Source organism: Microcystis sp. M53603_WE2 (assembly GCF_030065435.1).
In genome coordinates this window covers 1-1,397 of the sequence record NZ_JASJFF010001227.1, presented here as the reverse complement: position 1 = coordinate 1,397, position 1,397 = coordinate 1, and the positions used below count along the sequence as shown (strand labels likewise).

Sequence of the window (1,397 nt, the reverse complement as noted above, 5' to 3'; positions counted from 1 at the left end):
TCCTTATCTGGCAAGAGACTTAATTGATTAGTTCGCTCTAGATAAAAAACAATTGACAAAAATCGCTAAATGCCTTTCTATATAAGGGTTCCATCCCTTATAACCCCCGTCCATTGCATAACACAAACCGAAGAGCCTAAATTTTCTTGGTCAGTGATAAATATCTGACATTGGGAAATTCTCGAATGGTTTGTTCGATTTGCAAAAAATAGGCCTCAATCATTTTAATTCTTGGAGATTAGCCTCGTTTTGAAGAAGCATTTCATATAGTCCAGACCAAACTATAAAGTCCGATTCATCTCCTAAAATACCTTGGGAAAATTGCTGATAAAATTCTTTGGATGTCATTTGATATTGTTTTTCCAGAGCTGCTAAATCTAATTTTAGATTCAAATTGCTTTTTTGTAATTCGGCAATCTGATAATCAATAATGCTTTGGGCAAATTTTTCTTGATCTTTGATGGAGTTTAAAATCTTTTTAAGGCGTTTTTCGGTTTCAGGCTGAACAGATAGATGAAAATCTAACATAAACTGTCTCATTACCACAAATCAAGCGGGATTTCATTCTAGCAAGCGTCAGCCCTGGAGGAGAAGAATGTAAAGATTTACAAATTGTATCTTATGATACAATGCGGGGGGAGAAGTATGTAAGCTCTGGGGTGTTCTGTTCGCTAATGTCGCACGCACTCAAATCCATCCACTACAGCACTTTTAGGCAAATCAATGAAAAAAATACAACAACTCTGCTTTGTCTCCGGAGTTGCCCTGGCGACCCTGGCAACGGCTAGTGCGGCACAGGCTGCTTTGGTGGTCGTCCCCCCCTACTTGGCTCCTGGCGCTCAGTATCGTTTGGTCTTTGTCACTGACGGCACACGGGATGCGACAAGCTTCGACATCAACGACTACAATACCTTTGTCACCACTCAAGCCAGAGGGGGAACCCCAGCGATTGATACGGCTCTTGATCTGGCTTTAAATGCGGCGGGATTTAACCCGAATACGATCACTTGGAAGGCGATCGCTTCTACGCAAACAGGCGGTTCTTCTACCGGAGTCGATGCTCGTGATAATACAGGGACTAATCCATCGAGTACGGGTGTTTCCATCTACCTCATAGATGGCACCCCAGTCGCCAACAATAATACCGATCTCTGGGATGGCTCCATATTACGACCGATTAACGTAACTCAGAGTGGTGCAACAACACCAACAGCGGTTGTTTGGACTGGATCGAATGCATCGGGAATGGTGGCTCTTCGTTACTCTTTATGCTAAATCAACAGACAAGATGCCAAGACAACATACTTCTAACCCAAAAATTCCGAAAGTTTCTAAAGCCATAGCCTCTCCGTTTTATTAGTTTAAGTTTATTGTTGATTCCCTCGACCACCCCATTC

At 42.4% G+C, this 1,397-nt stretch carries 3 protein-coding genes; 1 reads left to right on the top strand and 2 read right to left on the bottom strand.

What is annotated here, in order from left to right:
- Nucleotides 1-219 precede the first annotated feature (219 nt).
- The gene (locus PX481_RS25640; RefSeq protein WP_002757098.1) at nucleotides 220-528 is read right to left on the bottom strand and encodes a hypothetical protein; all 309 of its coding nucleotides are present in this window, start codon (nucleotides 526-528) and stop codon (nucleotides 220-222) included.
- A gap of 195 nt (nucleotides 529-723) precedes the next feature.
- Between PX481_RS25640 and PX481_RS25635 the strand changes: the two genes are divergently transcribed.
- Nucleotides 724-1,275, top strand: a complete 552-nt coding sequence (locus PX481_RS25635) for a hypothetical protein (protein WP_002757099.1) — start codon at nucleotides 724-726, stop codon at nucleotides 1,273-1,275.
- Nucleotide 1,276: 1 nt separating this feature from the next.
- Here the strand turns inward: PX481_RS25635 and PX481_RS25630 are convergent.
- A partial coding sequence (locus tag PX481_RS25630) for a transposase (protein ID WP_288096768.1) occupies nucleotides 1,277-1,397 on the bottom strand: 121 nt, incomplete at its 5' end.

What these genes read in the sequence shown, in the direction of transcription:
- PX481_RS25640 (WP_002757098.1), bottom strand. Translation starts at nt 528, where the DNA reads ATGTTAGATTTTCATCTATCTGTTCAGCCTGAAACCGAAAAACGCCTT.
- PX481_RS25635 (WP_002757099.1), top strand. Translation starts at nt 724, where the DNA reads ATGAAAAAAATACAACAACTCTGCTTTGTCTCCGGAGTTGCCCTGGCG.